Annotated in this window: 17 protein-coding genes; 11 read left to right on the forward strand and 6 right to left on the reverse strand. The window is 48.6% G+C overall.

The window, feature by feature from the left end; all coding sequences use genetic code 11:
• The first annotated feature begins 226 nt into the window (after nt 1-226).
• Both DEU29_RS02940 and DEU29_RS02945 read left to right on the forward strand, forming a co-directional pair.
• Entirely contained in the window at nt 227-3,232 is a 3,006-nt protein-coding gene (locus DEU29_RS02940; RefSeq protein ID WP_133538748.1) for a TonB-dependent receptor plug domain-containing protein, read from the forward strand.
• A gap of 92 nt (nt 3,233-3,324) precedes the next feature.
• Nucleotides 3,325-5,292 (forward strand): alpha/beta hydrolase family protein, encoded by a 1,968-nt coding sequence (locus DEU29_RS02945; RefSeq protein WP_133538749.1) that lies wholly within the window; start codon nt 3,325-3,327, stop codon nt 5,290-5,292.
• A gap of 79 nt (nt 5,293-5,371) precedes the next feature.
• Here DEU29_RS02945 and DEU29_RS02950 read toward each other — a convergent pair whose 3' ends face one another.
• Nucleotides 5,372-6,685, reverse strand: a complete 1,314-nt coding sequence (locus DEU29_RS02950) for an ATP-binding protein (RefSeq protein ID WP_133538750.1) — start codon at nt 6,683-6,685, stop codon at nt 5,372-5,374.
• Between the two features lie 376 nt (nt 6,686-7,061).
• On the opposite strand from DEU29_RS02950, the gene DEU29_RS02955 reads away from it, so the two are divergent.
• From DEU29_RS02955 to DEU29_RS02970, 4 genes are all read left to right on the forward strand, one after another.
• Complete coding sequence (locus tag DEU29_RS02955; RefSeq protein WP_166635868.1) at nt 7,062-7,391, forward strand: LytR/AlgR family response regulator transcription factor; 330 nt, start codon at nt 7,062-7,064, stop codon at nt 7,389-7,391.
• Nucleotides 7,392-7,484: 93 nt separating this feature from the next.
• Nucleotides 7,485-8,042 (forward strand): FlgO family outer membrane protein, encoded by a 558-nt coding sequence (locus DEU29_RS02960; protein ID WP_133538752.1) that lies wholly within the window; start codon nt 7,485-7,487, stop codon nt 8,040-8,042.
• A 10-nt stretch (nt 8,043-8,052) separates the two neighbouring features.
• A complete protein-coding gene (locus tag DEU29_RS02965; protein WP_133538753.1) occupies nt 8,053-8,634 on the forward strand; it encodes a FlgO family outer membrane protein in 582 nt (193 codons plus the stop codon).
• Between the two features lie 69 nt (nt 8,635-8,703).
• Nucleotides 8,704-9,411: a DUF1499 domain-containing protein gene (locus DEU29_RS02970; RefSeq protein ID WP_133538754.1), complete on the forward strand. Its 708-nt coding sequence runs from the start codon at nt 8,704-8,706 to the stop codon at nt 9,409-9,411.
• A 28-nt stretch (nt 9,412-9,439) separates the two neighbouring features.
• Here DEU29_RS02970 and DEU29_RS02975 read toward each other — a convergent pair whose 3' ends face one another.
• From DEU29_RS02975 to DEU29_RS02990, 4 genes are all read right to left on the reverse strand, one after another.
• Nucleotides 9,440-10,252 carry a DUF547 domain-containing protein gene (locus DEU29_RS02975; RefSeq protein WP_133538755.1) on the reverse strand — a complete coding sequence of 271 codons (813 nt, stop codon included), beginning with the start codon at nt 10,250-10,252 and terminating at the stop codon, nt 9,440-9,442.
• Between the two features lie 76 nt (nt 10,253-10,328).
• On the reverse strand, nt 10,329-10,727 hold the full coding sequence (locus DEU29_RS02980; RefSeq protein ID WP_133538756.1) for a hypothetical protein: 399 nt from the start codon (nt 10,725-10,727) through the stop codon (nt 10,329-10,331).
• Between the two features lie 203 nt (nt 10,728-10,930).
• Entirely contained in the window at nt 10,931-11,470 is a 540-nt protein-coding gene (locus tag DEU29_RS02985) for a carboxymuconolactone decarboxylase family protein (protein WP_133538757.1), read from the reverse strand.
• Between the two features lie 73 nt (nt 11,471-11,543).
• Entirely contained in the window at nt 11,544-12,443 is a 900-nt protein-coding gene (locus DEU29_RS02990; RefSeq protein ID WP_133538758.1) for an HD domain-containing phosphohydrolase, read from the reverse strand.
• A gap of 171 nt (nt 12,444-12,614) precedes the next feature.
• Here DEU29_RS02990 and DEU29_RS02995 point away from each other — a divergent pair, with 171 nt between their 5' ends.
• The 5 genes from DEU29_RS02995 to DEU29_RS03015 are packed head-to-tail and all read left to right on the forward strand — an operon-like array spanning nt 12,615 to nt 16,656.
• Nucleotides 12,615-12,983, forward strand: a complete 369-nt coding sequence (locus DEU29_RS02995) for a BufA1 family periplasmic bufferin-type metallophore (protein WP_133538759.1) — start codon at nt 12,615-12,617, stop codon at nt 12,981-12,983.
• 3 nt (nt 12,984-12,986) lie between these two features.
• Nucleotides 12,987-13,847, forward strand: a complete 861-nt coding sequence (locus tag DEU29_RS03000) for a DUF692 domain-containing protein (RefSeq protein WP_133538760.1) — start codon at nt 12,987-12,989, stop codon at nt 13,845-13,847.
• Nucleotides 13,848-13,854: 7 nt separating this feature from the next.
• Complete coding sequence (locus DEU29_RS03005) at nt 13,855-14,544, forward strand: DNA-binding domain-containing protein (protein ID WP_279513216.1); 690 nt, start codon at nt 13,855-13,857, stop codon at nt 14,542-14,544.
• On the forward strand, nt 14,528-15,043 hold the full coding sequence (locus DEU29_RS03010; RefSeq protein WP_133538762.1) for a DoxX family protein: 516 nt from the start codon (nt 14,528-14,530) through the stop codon (nt 15,041-15,043). Before DEU29_RS03005 ends, DEU29_RS03010 begins: the two co-directional genes overlap by 17 nt.
• On the forward strand, nt 15,040-16,656 hold the full coding sequence (locus DEU29_RS03015) for a methyl-accepting chemotaxis protein (RefSeq protein ID WP_133538763.1): 1,617 nt from the start codon (nt 15,040-15,042) through the stop codon (nt 16,654-16,656). The genes DEU29_RS03010 and DEU29_RS03015 overlap by 4 nt, the downstream gene beginning before the upstream one ends.
• A gap of 7 nt (nt 16,657-16,663) precedes the next feature.
• Here the strand turns inward: DEU29_RS03015 and DEU29_RS03020 are convergent, their stop codons facing one another.
• Complete coding sequence (locus DEU29_RS03020; RefSeq protein ID WP_133538764.1) at nt 16,664-17,578, reverse strand: AraC family transcriptional regulator; 915 nt, start codon at nt 17,576-17,578, stop codon at nt 16,664-16,666.
• Between the last annotated feature and the right edge of the window lie 59 nt (nt 17,579-17,637).

Below are 17,637 nucleotides of genomic sequence, written 5' to 3' on the forward strand. Positions count from 1 at the left end.
TCGTTCGCGAGGGCTTTTTCCACGGCTATGAGCATGTTAATAGCGAGGCGTTATATCGAAATAGAAAATTACATTTGAAAAACTATTGTTAAATTGATGTGAATTTTATATGTTATGCAGTTCTGATTGTACAACTCTGTGTTTATAAGTTTATACAGGGTAAGGCGCAGAGGATAGCTACGCTTAACAATTAGACAAAAACTATAATAATTCAGGGAGATTTAACATGACCGAACAGTCATTACTGGCGCGGTCCATCAAAACTATCTTGATGGCCGGCGTAGGTTCAGCGTTCTTGGCGGGTGCTCCGGCATTTGCGCAAGATGCAAACCAAGACGTAGACGTGCAAGGTGTGCAAACTACTGACGAACAAGAAAGTTCAGCAGAAGAGCAACCTGAGCGCATCCAGGTAACGGGTTCTCGTATCCGTACCGATGCTTTCGCTAACGAAACCCCAATTGACATCATTTCTGCCGAAGAAGCCACTGAACAAGGTCTTGCGACTTTGGGTGACTTGCTACGTACCAGTACTGTTGCAGCTGGCTCGAGCCAGATTACATCTGCATTAACGGTCGGTTACGTCACTTCAGGTGGTGCTGGTGCAGAGACCATTTCAATGCGTGGTTTGGGTGCAAACCGTACCCTGGTACTGTTGAACGGCCGTCGTGCCGGACCTGCAGGTACGCGTGGTCAGGTATCAGCATTCGATATGAATGCCCTGCCAATTTCTGCAATCGAGCGTGTAGAAGTACTTAAAGATGGTGCATCATCACTTTACGGTTCTGATGCGGTAGCGGGGGTTATCAACATCATCACTAAAAAAGGTGATGACAAATCAATTTCAGTTGATATCAGTCAGCCATTTGAATCAGGCGGTGAGCGTCAACGCATTAACGCTTCAATTGGTGAAACCTATGACAAAGGTTCATACCGTTTCGTACTCGATTACAACGCCCAGCGTGAATTGAAACGTGGCGACCGTGATTTCTACCGTTGTTCACAGCGCTACTTATTTACCCCTGAGGGTGAGCGCGCTGATCCGATTGATCCGCGTACCGGTGATTACCACTGTAATGATACCCCTTACGGTTTGTGGCTATACGATCTGGGTACAGGTAATATTCCTCGTACTCCAACAGGAACCTACGGTTTCTATGATTACGATGGTTTCTTAGGTTCAAACGGCTACGACAGTATTAATGATACTGCTAGCGGACCAGGTGACTTACGCAGCCCAGAAGGTTTCTACTTTGTCGGCTACGATAAAGAATCAGACCCGCTGTGGGGCAAGCAACATCCATTCACCGACAAAGAGTCGATGGTTCCTGAAACGGTCACTGCTTCTGCATTTTTGCAGGGGGACTACAGCCTGACTGATACCACGACATTATACGGCGAATTGCTGCATAGCTCGCGTGAAACCGAGACTCAGGGATATCGTCAATTCTGGACTGCCGATGTCGGTTACATTCCGGTACAGGCCTTGGCTGGAAACTGGTCGGGCAATGCTTATGCTATGCCGGTTCACCTGACTGACCATTATGGTGCAGATGTTAAAGTTGACTACACCCGTTTTGTTGCAGGTCTTGAGGGTAGTTTAGGTTTCTGGGACTGGGATATCTCTTACCAGAACAGCTACAACAAAGGTACCTACGGCAACAAAGTTATCTTCCGTGATTCGATGCTGATGGCGCAGAACAATGCGGTCACTGGCGGAAGCTGTAACGGCGAAGTAACTGAATTTTCTGGCAAAACCTGTGTAGATGTTCCATTTGGTGATGCGCAACTGCTGTATGGTAACCCTTCTGATGAAGTTCGTAACTTCCTATTTGGTTACGAGCAGGGCGAAACCATTTATAAGCAACAAACATTGGAAGGTTACATCACTGGTGACTTGTTCACCTTGCCTGCAGGTCCTGTTGGCGCGGCTTTTGGTGCGTCATACCAACGTGACGAGTTAGACGATCAGCCGGGCGAACAAAGCGCTAATGGTAACTCGTGGGGCTTATCAAGCGCTAGCCGTACAGCTGGTTCACAAAACTCACGTGCAGTATTTGGTGAGGTGCGTGTTCCTGTGCTGGCTGATGTATTCCTGGCACAACGTGTCGACATCACTGGTTCTGCGCGTTGGACTGATGTTTCTACTTACGGTAGTGACACCACGTTCAAACTGGGCCTTAACTGGGAAATTAACGACGATTGGCGTATTCGCGCATCGCGTGGTACATCATTCCGTTCACCTGCATTGTTTGAGCTGTTCTTAGCAGGGCAAACCGGTTTCGGTGGCCAGATGGCTGTTGACCCATGTTACAACTATGGTGCACGTTACGAAGAAGGTAACGTATCTGAGCAGGTGTACCAAAACTGTCAGGCTGATGGCATTCCATTAGACTATGATGGCGCAGGCACAAGCTCTGCAACCTTGGTAACCTCTGGCGGCGCCGGTAACCTGGAAGCTGAAACCTCAGTAGCTGAAAGTGCGGGTATCGTCTGGACTAGCCCGGAAAACACCTTCGCAGCGTCAGTTGATTACTATGATGTAGACATCTCTGGTCAGATCGCCTCTCTGGGCGGCGCGGACATCGTGCGTAGCTGTTACACCTCAGAAAACTTCCCGAACGATCCATTGTGTGAACTGTTCACACGTAACGATGGTACCAACGGTGACTGGGGTATCGATACGGTTAACGGTGGTTACGTAAACATCGCAAGCCAGGGTACCCGAGGTGTTGATATCAACCTGACTTATCAGGATGAGTTTGACTTTGGTCGTGTTCGCGTCAACCTGGAACACACTAACCAAATCGAGCAACGCTACCAGTTATTCGCTGACAGCGAGCCGTCGCAGTGGATTGGTGAAATCGGTTATCCGAAGCACGTTGGTTTGTTAACTTCAACCTTCGCGCGCGATGACTGGAGCCTGACCTGGACTATGCGTTATGTTGATAAAACTAACGACTATGAGTACTTTGATGATACAAATGAGACGAGCTATCGCGGTGAAGACGTAACATTTGTTGCAGAGACACCAACCACGTTTTATCACACGCTGTCTGGTAATATGACGTTTGCTGACGCGTTTGACGTAACCGTTGGTGTGGCTAACTTGTTTGATAAAGAGCCTCCTATGGTTTCTCCGTCATACGTACGTTCGGTAGGTAACGCAACGTTGTATTCACAGTACGACAACCTAGGTCGTCGTGTATTCGCGAACGTTACTTACAACTTCTAAGTTGATGACTTAGAACGTCATGTTGGTAAGAACGAAACAAAGCCCTCGCTTGCGGGGGCTTTTTAGTTCACGAAGATTAAAATGGTGAGAACATGATCAAACGTTTATTAGCGTCGGTAGTCTCCACAGTATTGTTAACTGCCCCTGTGTTGGCCGACGACGTTGTCAAAAAACCTGTGCTGGAAAAATATGCCCGACACGCACAGTTTATGAGTATAAAAATTTCCCCTGAAGGAAAGTACCTGGCTGCCACGTCGCGTACCAGTGAAGGTGGGGTTATCCTGACGGTATTGGATATCGAAGATCAGGAAGTGTTGTCGGTCACACGGGGTCGTGGCTCTGAATCGGTCAGTAATTTTGACTGGGTAAGTGACGAGCGCATTGTAATGACCATGGCACGCGAAGTGGGTGCATTCGAAACGCCATTCCCTACCGGGGAAATCTTTGCCATGAATGCTGATGGCGGCAACCAAAAGATTTTGACCGGCTGGCGCTCGGACGGCCTTAAGCAGTATGCGCGTATTATCGATCTGCTGCCGGAAGAGCCGGATCAGGTAATGATCTATTCGATCCCGAATAACTCCAGCGAGCCCTTTGTCGATATTTACCGCCTAAAGGTCGATAGCGGCCGTACTATGCCGGTTGGACGTGCTCCCGTGCGCCAATACGAGGGCACAGGCGTGCAGGTATTACTGGATGACAATGGCGTGACGCGTTTAGCAACTGGGGAAGAGCCGCATAACACTAACGAAAAAGTGATTATGAGCCGGCCGGGGGCTAACGAGGAATGGAAAGAGATTGCTCGCTTTGGCCAACAAGAGGGTAACTTTAATCCGATCGATATTTTGCCTGACGGCAACACCGTGGTTGGCTTAAGTGATGTTATTACTGATGCGCTGGCACTAACCACAATGAACCTGAACACAGGTGAAATCAGTATTTTAGCTGAGCACCCGGAAACCGATTTAATGCCGATTATGAGTGTTCGTGAAGGCCGCACCAATGAGGTCATCGGTGCTGCTTATGAATACGACAGTATCGACACGGTATTCTTTGCTGATGTCGAAGATGAATATTTCTCCAGTGTCGTGCAAAGTTTGTCAAAGGCATTTCCGAACGCCAGTGTTGGTATTAACTCTGCAACGCTCGATAACTCCAAAATGGTAGTGTCGGTGTCCTCAGCCAACTACCCCACGGAATTCTACCTGTTTGATGCAGAAAAGCGTGCGCTGTCACTGATTATTAAATCAAAGCCGTGGCTTGATAAAGACGAACTGCCGCAAACAGATATTATCACCTATAAAAGTCGTGACGGCTTAACCATTAAAGCCTTATTAACTCTGCCAAAAGGTCAGGAAGCGAAAGATTTGCCGTTGATTTTATTACCCCATGGCGGTCCTCACGGTCCTCGCGATACGCTGACGCGCCTTGACTCTGATGCCAAGGTATTAGCCGAACATGGTTATGCTGTGCTGCAACCCAACTTCCGTGGGTCTGGCGGTTATGGCAAGGAGTTTTTGCAGTCAGGCTATAAAAACTGGGGTACCACCATGATCAATGACATGACCGATGGTGTCATGCACTTGGTTGACGAGGGTATTGCGGATAAAGATCGGATGTGTGTTTATGGCGGCTCTTACGGTGGTTATGCAGCGCTTATGACCGTCATCCGTGAACCGGATTTGTATGACTGCACCATCGGCTTTGTCGGCGTTTATGATCTGAATATGATGCGCGTCGAAGGTGATATTCCAGAGACGTTGTCGGGGATGAACTACTTGGATATGGCGTTACCGGATACTGAAGAAGCGCGCTCGGCCCAGTCGCCGGTGGACTTAGTAGACCAACTAAAAGTACCGGTATTTATTATTCAGGGCGGTCAGGACGTTCGCGTACCACCGGAGCAAGCGTATGCATTACGCGATGCGCTGGAGGCGAAGAACCATCCGTACGAATGGATGTTTAAAGAAAGCGAAGGCCACGGCTTTTATAAACCAGAAAATAATATTGAACGCTGGACGCGAATGCTCCAGTTTATCGATAAGCACATGGATGGTTAAGCTGTTTTCTGACATAAAAAACCCCGGGGAACCGGGGTTTTTTATTAGAAAAGTGCCTGAAATTTTAACGCGAATTAAACTACAAAAGCTTCGTAACATACTGGGTAAAATACAATGGCAGAACAAAGTGCTTTTTCTCAGTAACGGGCGAGCCTTGAGTCCCTGTCAGTTTTAGTGTTTTTTTTGGTTGGCACTTATTAATATAGGACTGAAGAGAGCGCGCTTTTGTTCGGCGACCGCTTTTAACTTCGACAGGAATGATGTTGCCTAGATCGTCGCTTAGCAAAAATTCAATTTCTGAACGAGCGTCGTTCCATGAAAAGCTCGGCTCAATACCTAAAGCTGAAAGCTCCTGCGCGACAAAATTCTCAGCAATATACCCTTTGTATTGGTAACTTTGTTGCTTTATCTCCTTATAGCCCGTATTCAGCATGTGGTTGAGTAAACCAACATCGAACAAGAAAAGTTTTACCCGGTTCTCTTTCTGATAAGCTGCCAACGGTGACTTCGCCTGCCCTTCTATTGGATAGTTTTTTAACACCAAGCGGCATTTGTGCAGCCAACTTATAGCGCTCTCGAAGTCTGAGTAGCGCGACTTTTTGTCAAAAACGTCTTTAAATTTAAATCGTTTTACTGATTCATCTCGTACCGCTGAAAGTTGTGCTGGAATGCTGCTGAATACTGATTCGATGAGTTGCGCATTAGTTTTTCCTGAATATTTACCAAAGTCACGTAAGTAGCCATTAAAGAGGTTATCGTGTAGCTCAGAAACGGCCTCTACTCTGCTAATGATGCTTTCATCTGAATTTTTAAACCAGCGGGCCACGACTTCGGGCATGCCCCCAGTGAAGTAGTAGTCAGTGAGTTTATCGAAAAGTTGTTTGTGAGCGGCTGTCGAGTTTGCTTGGTTTTCGAAGGCCTTAATTAAAGGAGCTTCTTCTGATGCCCAAAGAAACTCCTGAAAGGTTAAAGGTTGCAGATTGTATTGTTCGACTTTTCCTACGGGGAAGGACGTTAATAATCCGATATTAGATCCACTGGCAGCGACGAACATGTTTGGCGCTTTTTCAGCAAAGTACTTCAGTGACGTGACGGCTCGAGGGCATTCACCAATTTCATCTAAAATAAGTAAGTCGGATTGTGCGTTAATTTCCTTACCCGTTATGAGCTCGATGCTTGATAGTATATCTTCTGGAGTTAAAGAGTCCTCAAATGCATCCGCAACTTCGGGGGTTTCTAAAAAGTCGATACGAACAACGTTTTTAAAGTGTTGGCCCAAAAGCTCCTTCAACAAATAAGTTTTACCGGTTTGGCGAGCCCCATCGATGAGTAGAGGTTTTCGTTGTGATTTGTTTTTCCACGAAAGAAGCTTCTCAAGGAGTATTCGTTTCATATAGCGGCCCTTAATATATTCAGGTTTAGCTGCTATTACACTTTATTGCGCATAAAAGTGCAAGAGTTATCATTTTTATGCGCATAAAAGTGATTAAATTTACTTTTTTATGCGCTTAAAAGTGTTGTTTTGATTGTTTTTCATCGAAAAAATGAAATCACGACGCTATAAAAAGTCATATGGCTTACATGCAGTTTTGCCGCTTTTATCTACAGTTTACTGATGCTTTGTTAACGGTGCTGAATGATTGATTGTCCCTAAATACGATTCATTAGAAAACCCAAACGATTCACTAATCACATATTGCTCTATTAAAGTGTTGCTTCCCTACCATCGTGATTATGAGGTAATGGAAAGGGACGGACCATTTAGAACCATGAAACGGGTATTTCCGGTGCGCTCGGTGGGTAAGATCGAGCTGGTGCCTTTAAACGAGATCCGCTGGATAAAGGGCGCGGCAAACTATGTCGAGATCCATGCTGCGAGCGGCAAGTATATGCATCGTGAGACCATGCATAACGTCATTGAGCAACTTGATGCAAGTATGTTTGTTCGTATTCATCGATCGGCTATCGTCAATCTCGAACAAATTAAAGAGATAAGCAGTGAGCTGGGGCGTTATTCACTGTTGGTTTTGCATGACGGCACCGAACTAAAAATTGGTAATGCCTATCGTGACGCGTTATTTGATGCGCTCAATTTGTAGTGTGCGCTTAGCACGCGCACGCCACGAAATTCCCCCTCAATTATTTCCCGGTCAGGCCGATAACAGCGTAACAAAGCATTAGCGGAGAAGTTTATGTTACGCGCAGGTTTTTTGTTGCTGATATGGGTGCTGAGTCCATTAGCAACGGCACATCAACCGAAAAGCTATGATGGCGTAGCCGATGAATTGGCAGACCAATTGGTCGCGCAAATACAACATAGCCAGTATGACGACGGTTACTCACAACTGGGGCTAACCCGCTGGGTGATGGCTGACTCACTGGAGTTACCGCATCCGCATGACTCGGTCACCAGCCTCAGCCATCAACTGAGCGAGAGTTTATACGCTCATCTGCAGGAGCGTAACGTGCGTTTGATTGACTACCGGGCGCAGGATTTTGTGTCACTGTCCGAGGATGGCAGCACGCTGTTAACGCGTGACCCCGAGCAATTAAACCAACAACCGGCGCTTGACTGGGTGTTAGTTGGCACCATGGCGCCGGAGCAGGGTGGCGTTATTGTTAATCTGCGGATTATCGATCGCACGTCACAGCAAGTGTTGGCGGCTGCAAACCGGTTTGTGCCTAAACACTTATATGCCAGTAACCGCCGCAGCGAAGTCGTTGATGGCAAACTACAGCGCAATTTTTAAGGAGCTGACTATGAATCGCTTAATGCTTTTACTGGCCGGCAGTGCCTTTGTTCTGAGCGCTTGTACGGTGTTGCCTAAACCAGAGCCAAAAGCACAGTTATCGCCTTACGATAAACCTTTCTCCGAGCCCGGCAGTGCACACTATGTTAACGCCATTGCAGAGCAGTTAGCACACAACGCAACTATCGACTTAACACGCACCACCATTGGCGTAACGACTTTTAGTAACGTCACCTCAGACTACAACGAAGGCACGCCGTTTGCGCAAACACTGGCGCAGCAGTTGATGACCGAAATGCACCGTAGTGACTTGCCGTTGATGGATTTTAAAACGACTGATTTTATTCGCGTGACTGAGGACGGGGATTTTGCTCTGACGCAAGATTATCTTGAACTGGATGAAATTATTCCGATCAGTCACGTGGTGGTGGGCACCTGGGCCCAGCATCGCACCGGGGTAATGGTGTCGGCGCGATTGGTCGATATCAACAGCAAAGACGTGGTGAGTGTTGCGCAGACGTTTATTCCGCAATTGGTCGTGCGACAGCTGAGCGAGCAGGGCGATAAAGCGATAATTCGTAAAGCACCGTAGATCTCGCTTTCGTCAGTTAGCGTACCTATACTGGTTAAAATTCAATAACAAAAACCTAAAAGGTACGCTATGAAAATTCTACAAACCCTTGTGATTTGGCTTGGTCTGCTGTCGGTGCTGGTGCTGGCGGTGTCCGGCCCGCTTTATCAAGCTGAGATTATTGGCCTGGGTACTGCATTTACCTTACTGCGCTATGCCGCCTTTGTTGCCGCGGGCTCGGCTGTAATAAACATTCTGTTCTTTATTTTCAAACGTCCGGCCGGTGCTAAAGCGGGTTTGACTGTGGTGTCGATTATTGCCGCCGCTATCGCGTTTTACTTGCCGTACAGCCAATATCAGGTAGCACAGTCGGTGCCACCGATCCATGATATTTCTACTGATTTAACCAATCCGCCTGAATTTGTTGCAATTGCGCCGCTGCGTGCTGATGCGCCAAATCCGGTTGAATATGCTGGCCCGGAAACGGCGGAACAACAGCGCGAAGCCTACCCGGATCTACAAACCTATATCACGCAGCAAGATGTGGATGCGTTGTTTGCCAAAGCGCTGCAAGTGGCTAACGACATGGGCTGGGAAATTGTCGAAGCCAATGAAGATGCTGGCCGAATTGAAGCAACCGACACCACCACCTGGTTTGGCTTTAAAGACGACGTGGTTATACGCATTGCGTCAGTTGACGGCGAAACACAGTTAGATATTCGCAGTAAGTCGCGAGTTGGCCGCAGCGACGTCGGCAAAAACGCCGACCGCATCCGCGAGTTTTTAGCCGCATTGTAGCTCGTGCCTCTGGCACGAGTCTCAATGATCAGTCGCGCTGTAAGCGCGACCTACTATTTAATTGCCAATTGTAGTCGGTGTAGCGGATGGCAATGTCGGTTTCTATTAAGCGTTGACGCTGCGCTTCGTTATCCGCTAAAGCTTGTGCATATTGGCGCATATACTCACGAACGCCGGCCTCGTTGCCTTGCCTGAAGTCCTCAGCGTACCAGTCAAAGATCTTCGATAAATACAGACCCTTTTCGTCGATACCGTTTTTATCGCGATCGTGTAAAAACGACACCATTTGGTCTTCAAGCTGCTGTTCAAGTTCGTCAGCGATAAAAGCTTCTGCGCGAAGTTTAGGACAGCTTACAGCGGCACAGACCAACGCGGCATGAATGCGTGGCTCGTCAAAATGAACGCGGATTTTTTCATGTTCCAGCCAGTCCAACGTGCGCTTTTTGCCCAGTAAGGTAAAGAATTCCTGTTCCCAGGGGCTGGTGAACAAGCCACCTAAATCCCTTATTGATTCCGCGTCGCCGGATTTAAATTGATCCCAGTTGTTGATAATCAGTTGCAAGGTAAAGGCGTTATAGGCATTGATTAAAAACGCCAGTTGCTGGTTTTCGTTCCATTGCTGGTATTGCCCTTGATTGACCGAAGAAAGTTGATTGAGGTAAATATTAAGCACATCGGGAGAGTCGGCCAAAGCGGCGTAGTCAATCGCCGATTTCAGGCCGTTATCAGAAACCACCACACGCTGCTGCAGCACCTCGGTAAAGGCGAAGTGCTGATGATTAAAGTCTTTGGCATGAGAGGCCACTGTAAGTAATAAAACTAGTAAAGCAAAAAAACGCATAGTGATCTCCTGGCTATCCGTAGCGTGCGTCCCGACGCACGGTCAAATAAGGCTTGCGTCAGGACGCAAGCTACACTTAGATCGCCAATTTCGTATCATGGTCGCGCAGCATAAATAGCGCAATACAGGCTGCCAGCATTGGCCAGGCGGCAAAAAACAACAAGTTATTGAACGCATCGATGTATTGCGGGAATGAAGATAACGTGGAAACACCGTGCATTACCAATATCACACCATAGGTAATGGTTTTCCATAGGCCCGCCAAAAATGCTAAGCACAACAAGATTTGCAGAATGCCTAGTACGGTTGCGATGGTTGCTGATAATCCTGCAATACCGTAAAAACCTTCGAATACCGCGGCGGTATGGCCTGGATTTAACAGTTTATCCAGTGCCCACACGAACATCACAATAAAAATGCCAACGCGAAGTGTTAGCAGCGCCCAGGGTAGCTTTTGTTCAAGTGTATTACTCATTTTTAATTCCTTTATTTTGTGCCGATGATCGGTTTAGGCGCTTCGCGCGGTGTAGGCTCGTGCTTCGCACTCGCGGTTTGGGGGCTGCAAAGCTACACCGTCCGCAGGCCCTATCCCCTCGCGCCGAAGGCGGCGAGCTACACCGCGAGAGCGCAGCTCGAGCCTAAACCGCGCGCAGCGCCTACCCCGCGAGCGCAGCGAGCCTATTTGAACTTCTGAAAAGGCTCATCGACCGGCGTCTGTGCAATGGCGTTGGTGTAGTTGCTCATGGTTTTTTGCGCAATACCCAAAATAACCTCTAGCACCTGACGATTGCCGTAGCCTGCATCAAAAAACGGACGTAAGTCAGTTTCCTCTACGTGACCGCGTTTCTCCAGCAGCGCCTCGGTGAAAATACGTAGCGCTTGTAGCTTCGGGTCATCAAGCGTTTCGCCATTTTTTAGTTGGCGGGTAATAGAATCATCAGCGCCCATCTGCTTGGCAATGGCAGTATGCGCCGGCACGCAATAATGGCAGCTGTGGTAAACGTTAATGGTTTGCCACACCACGGTTAGCTCGTTCTCATCAAAACTACTATTGGCAAACAGTTCGTGAATATCCTGATAAGCTTTTAATAGCCCCGGGGCTTCTGCCATCACAGCGTGCAGATTTGGGATCATGCCGAAGGACTTCTCAGAGCCCTCCAGCAGGGGTTTGCTGTCCTCGGGTGCTGATCCTTTATCGTGTAGTTTAAAGTCTGTCATAGTGCTTCTCCTGTTGCATAGTCTGTGCTTTTCTGCACAAAGTATTGAAAATTGTATTTACTATCCGAATACGCTATTGCGTTAACGGCGCGACAGTCTGCGCAATAAAACGTTTGATCAGCGTCGTATCTTCGCGCGGTTGGTTGTCCGCAGCATCCGCGTAATGTCCGGTTGGCTTGGCTACCCAGATCGAGTCTTTTTTAACCAGTTGCATTTGAGCATTACATAACGGGCAGGCGATCAGATCATTTTCATTGGCATCGCTGGGTTGACTTACCACCGGGCCGCAAGTGGGACATTCGTGCAGTGGAATGCCGTCATCACTGTGCATTAAAATCCGATCCAGCTGACCTGCTTCATCCAACGCAAACATCACTTCAACCCAGCGTTGATGAAATTGCGAACCGCTGTTCTCTTGCAATATGCTCAACGCTTTTTGTTTTGACATCGGGGCTCGATAGGGCCGCGCACTGGTCATCGCGTCAAAAGCGTCGGCGACACCTATAATCGCCGCTTCAAGCGGAATCTGCTGCTGACTTAAACCGAAAGGATAACCTTTGCCGTCAGGCCGTTCGTGGTGCAGCTCGACAGCTTTTATGACTAAATCCGACAACGGGTGAGCAGCGAGTAGTCGTGCGCCATTGCCGGGATGCATCTTAATAATGGCAAATTCATCGTCGCTTAATTGCCCGGGCTTTCCCAGCACCGCATCAGCAATAGAAACCTTGCCAATATCATGCAGAAAACCACCGAGTCCGATGCGGGCTATGTCGGCATCCGCAAAGCCCTGATGACGCGCCATCAGCTTGGCATACTGAGAGACTCGCCATAGGTGACCGCCAGTATAGGGGTCTTTTGCTTCAACGAACCACGCCATTACAGCCAAGCTCGTCAGCAGTTCCGTTTGTGACTGCCTGGATAAGGGCGTCGCAGTTGCTGCGCCAGACCATAACGCTTTAAGTCGATTAAACATAACGCTGCTCCGTTGCTGTGTTGATTACATCATAGAAGCATTAATTGCATACTGGGAAGCGCTAAAACTCGGTACCGGTGTTTTGGTCGTGTGTTCCGTTGTTTTAGATGTAACGCTTGGTGTTGCAAAGGGCTAGGCTAAAAATGCAACAACCAACGAGGAGTGTTTATTATGAAAAAAGCAACTGTTCAAACCGCCTTGATGACAGGTGTCGCTATGGCATCAATGGCAACAACCAGCGCGATGGCCGCCGGTAATTCACAGCTGACACTGGCAAGTGCGGCCCCACAAGAAGTGCAGCAGAAGTTTAACCAGTGGCTTGGCGGAGAACAAGTGGAAGGGCGCATGGAGCGTTGTTATGGTATTGCCCTAGCGGGAGAAAACGATTGCCGAGCGGGCGCAGGCACCAGCTGTGAGGGAACGTCGACGGTCGATTTTCAGGGTAATGCCTGGACGTTTACGCCCAAGGGAACCTGCAGTTACATTTTGACGCCCGAAGGTGAAGCTTCATTACAGCCGTTAGACCGCAACACGGCATAAGTTATGACGGGTTTTAACTCGGTGCCAGTCCGATCCCTGGGTAGCGGGATTGGACTGAGTTTTAAAGCTGATTTTTATGATGCCGTGATGTCCCTTGAACCATCTGCATTCTGGTTTGAAGTACATACCGAGAATTACTGCGCGGTGGGCGGCCCGCGGCGGCGCATGTTGGCAGAAATAGCTGAACGTTTTGCTGTAAGTCTGCATGGCGTTGCGGGCTCGCTCGGCAACAGTTCGCATGATCCACACGCCCATTTAAAGCAAGTGAACCAATTGGTGCGGCAAATAAATCCGGCACTGGTGTCGGAGCATGTTGCCTGGTCAATGAGCGATCACGAATATTTTGCCGATCTGCTCCCCATCAAGCGCACGCAACAAGCCCTTCAGACATTGGTTAATAATATTGACAGGTATCAGAATGCGGTTGGCCGGCAAATTCTTATTGAGAATCCAACGCACTATGTTGACTTACTCCACGACTGTGCAGAGCCCGAGTTCATGCTTGAGGTAACGCAGCGCAGTGGCTGTGGTCTACTAATGGATTTAACCAACCTTTACTTGAGCCAGATTAATTGTGGTATCGATGCCGGGCAGTATATCCGGAAGATACCGGCCAACGCGGTTGGCGAACTTCATGTTGCCGGGTTCGAGCCCGATGTGGGCGTGCATGGACTCCTAATTGATAGCCACAGCCAGCCGGTACCTGACGCAATCAAAGATTTATTGTCACTCGCTTACCAACAGTGGGGTGATAAACCTACGCTGCTTGAGCGTGATGCAAACCTGCCAGCCTTTTCTGAGCTCCAGCAAGAAGCGCAGCAGTTGCTTGATATCAAAGAGGACACTGTGCATGCCATCGCTTGAACGGGAAATGATTAAGAATTTTCGATTTGGGTGCGCGAGTCACCGATTTGCGATTTATGCAAATAATCGGATGGCGGCACTACGCACAGCCTTAGAGCAGAATTTTAAAACATTAGTTGCTTATTGCGGTGCGCCTGGCGTGCGACCGTTGTTGCGCGAGTATTGTCAGGCTCACCCGCCGACCTCGCCCTATTTAGTCTATTTTGGAGAGCGACTCAGCGAGTTTCTCCGTCGCCGGGGTTTGTTCGTTGAGGCCGACCTTGCTGCGCTCGACTATGCCTGGCTGTCGGCGCTAATGGCGCCTGAAGTCATTGCTGCCGCGGCCACGCAGCTGACTAAGCCCGGCCGGCTGTCACAGCTACAGTTAAATCCTAGCTTTTGTATCTGTTCGTGTCAGACACACAACTTAGCACAATGGTTGTCATTAACGCAGCAAAGCACACAACAACCATTGCCGAATCAGGATGACAATGCGCAACTTCATACAATCGATGTCTTACTTTACCGCAACCAGCATATGCAGATTAATGTGTTGCCATTGAATGAGCCTGAGTCGCTGTTTATTGAATGTTTGCTACAAGGTTTAACCGTAGAGAAGGCGGCGCAAAGGGTTGCCAGTGGATACCCTGCATTTTCCCTGAGCGAGTGGTTTGCGCGCTTACTTGTTATGGGAGCCTTTTATGAAAAGTCTGAGTAAAGTCCCGGAGTTCGCTCGAGACAGTGTTTTGCTGGGTACACGCTTGTTATTGGGGCAAGTTTTTCTTGCTTCAGGGTTATCAAAATGGAACGCCTGGTTTGACTTTGATGAGTCGAAATTAACGTTATTTAAATACGAGTTTTTTTGCCCTGATCCGCCGCGGGAAAATGCGTTGCAATTGTGTGAGGCAGCAACTTTAAGTTACCCACCTGACAGTTTTGGACTCTGGATTGCAGAGACTATGGCGTATCTTGCCGGTGTAACCGAAGTGGTGTTACCTGTGCTGCTCATTGCGGGTCTACTGAGTCGTCCGGCCGCTATGGGCCTGCTGGGTATGGCACTGTTCATACAGTTAGCGGTGTATCCCAGCTGGGGGCACTTTATTAATCCGGCTGCCTGGTGGCTGCTTGCTGCGGGCTTCATTATCGTATTCGGGCCCGGCCGCTTGAGTGCTGACTTTATTATCCGCAAGTTTTGGCTTAAAAGGAAAAAACTATGAAGCTAGTGCATAAGATCTCGTTGGCATTTACTGCGGTGGCATTGGTTTTTGTGGTGTTTATCAGCTTGATGGTATTCACACTGAATGTTAACCAACAAAGTATCGAGCGGATTGATCACTACAATAATCAGCTAACAACTGCCGGCACCGCACAACGATTGCTATTAGCGATGGAAAATGGTCAGCGAGGCTTCATTATTACTGGTTATGACGATTTTATGGCGCCTTATTCTACCTCTCTTACTCAGTTTAACGACAGCCTTGCTGGGTTGAGAAAGTCGGAGTCGACTGCGGCCGGAAACAACGCATTGCAGGATATTCGTGATATTTTTGATGGCTGGCACGAGATCGCTTTGTTACCCACTATCGAAATGGCAAAGCAGGGTGATTTAGAACAAGCCCGCCGATACATTGGTCAAGCACGTGGTGAAATGCTGTTGGAGGATTTACGTACCCTGTTTGCTGATTATCGAACACTCAAACACGAGGCTATTACGCAACAACAAAAAAAGGCGACGTTTTATGACCAGCTGAGCTTTTGGGTTATGTTTGGCGGTGCGGGGTTACTTTTACTCGTAATTTTGGTTGCTGCGCTGTCAATTCGGCAGCAGCTGTTAAGTCGCCTGCAACAGGTCACTGATGTGGCGGGTGCAATTGGTCAGGGTAATTTAGCTAAACCAGTAGCGACTGACCAAGCCGATGAAATTAATGCCGTTATGCTTGCACTGGAGCATATGCGCAGGCAATTACAGCACACACTTGATGGTGTTCAGCGCGCCAGTGACGAGATTCATCAAGTCGGCAATGATTTAGTGAGCACAGCGAGTGAGCTAAGTCATACCGTAGAGCGGGAGAGTGTGACAAGCGATGAGGTAGTGCAGGCTATTGATGCGTTAAATGACCACATTGAACGTGTTGTGACACAATCTTCGCAAGCCGGGGAAGTTGCTGCTGGCGCTGGCGGGCGTGTGCATGAGAGCGCATCGACTGTCGAGCATGCGGTGGCGACGATGCAGTCGATTGCGACGTCAGTTAACGAAGCGTCATCAGATGTGCATAGCCTGGGGAAACAGTCCCAGCAAATCACCGAAATTATCGACACCATTAAAATCATCGCTGACCAAACTAATTTACTGGCACTCAATGCCGCTATCGAGGCAGCTCGTGCCGGCGAACATGGCCGAGGCTTTGCGGTGGTAGCTGATGAGGTCAGAGCGTTGGCTAACCGAACCAGTCGCTCGACCGGTGAGATAGAAGCGATGATCGAACAAATTCAGCAGGTTGCACAACGCTCAGTAACGCAAATGAATGCGGGCGTGGAGCGGGTCAATCAGGGGGTTGAAGAAGGGCAGGCAGCTAAGCAAGCAATGCAGACGATTCAAACGCATTTTGATGAAGTCGTTGCGCTGGTTACGCAGATATCGACTGCGTTGGATGAACAAAAACAAACCAGCACAACGTTATCAGCAAGTAGTAAAGAATTTCAGCGCAGCGTTGATGAAACAGCAAGTGCCAGTCAAACAACCAGCGCAGCGGCTGAACAACTCGATCGCTTATCGGCGCAGCTGCAACAGTCTTTAAAACAGTTTCAGCTTAAAGGCACATCAGTGTGAGGAGTTATCACAACTCACGGTAATGATTAGCCGAAACGTTGGCATAGCGCTTAAAAAAGCGGCTGAACGCGGTTGCAGACTGATAGCCCAGTTGCTCAGCGATAAGTTCCAATGGCAGGTTGGTATTACTGAGCAACATGCGTGCACGTTGCAGACGCAATTGATCAACCAACTTTTTCGGTGCCAGACCCGTTTGCTTGTGACAGCGTTCGGCGAACGCACTCGGTGATAAAAACACTTTTCGCGCCATAGCCTCGACGGACCAGTCGCCGCCGGGTTCGTCAATGATGGCAAGCACGAGTGTGCGTAAGTGACGATCCTGCAACGCGGCCAATGGGCCATTAAGTTCTTGGTGGGCTTCAAGCACTGCCCGTAGCAGGTGAATGGCCAACACATCACTCAAACGTTGTACGATAGTTTGGCTACCGGGCTCGCCGGCTTGAGTTTCGGTTCTGATCATACGAATCAGTGCTTGCATATCATGCGCTTGTTGTTGGTGATTAAGCACTATCCAGGGCGGCAATAACCTGAACACGGTGTCGGTGATCTGTGACGGGCTGTCAATGTCGTAGCAGACAACGCCGTTTTGTTGATGTTCAAGTTGGCAAAACTGCGGAATATCTTGTTCAGGAATTTCGCTGGGTACGGGCTGGCGACTCAGGAAATGTGAAATGCCTTGATTAACGAATACCACATCGCCTGCATGAAGCGCCTGCACGTCAGTCTGGTTTGACGGAAACCCAAACCAACAATCGCCTTGTGTTATTAGGTGCAGAGCTGCTTTGTCGGGCTCTCGGGCGAGTAGGGTCCAGTCGCCACACAGGCCCGACTGAAAGTGAAACTCGGTGCCTTGTGCAACTTGATTGAGTAGCGCATCAACAGTATTTGGTGTTTTGGTTGCTGAGTCCGGTGTTTTAGTCATGTTGTTTTGCTTTGGACAGTGTCATTATTTAGTAAATCACTCGCTAAGAGTGCAGTAAA

This window comes from Idiomarina aquatica (assembly GCF_004362895.1).
Taxonomy (GTDB): domain Bacteria; phylum Pseudomonadota; class Gammaproteobacteria; order Enterobacterales; family Alteromonadaceae; genus Idiomarina.